Source organism: Citrobacter sp. wls829, assembly GCF_005280825.1.
In the GTDB taxonomy this organism is placed as follows: Bacteria; Pseudomonadota; Gammaproteobacteria; order Enterobacterales; family Enterobacteriaceae; genus Citrobacter; species Citrobacter gillenii.
Genome location: NZ_SZWP01000090.1, coordinates 1 through 206 on the forward strand (window position 1 = coordinate 1; position 206 = coordinate 206).

The window sequence follows — 206 nt, forward strand, 5'->3', positions numbered from 1 at the left end:
AAGTGTGGATAACGATTTTCAAATCTCATCTCTAACTCTTCTTCGAATCTGGAAGGTAGTTTCTTATGGTTACTTTGCATTACACGACGAGCATAATTTATAAATGTATCTCCCCTGTTTTGCTGTCGTAAACTATCAGGCTTTGACAGCAGTTCGCACACTGAATCAATAATCACATCATCATCCGGCTTTTCCTCTGCGGTCTT

The 206-nt window shown here is 39.3% G+C and carries 1 pseudogene; it reads right to left on the reverse strand.

What is annotated here, in order from left to right:
* Positions 1-206 (reverse strand): annotated as a pseudogene (locus tag FDW88_RS22595) (hypothetical protein); the annotation flags it as partial.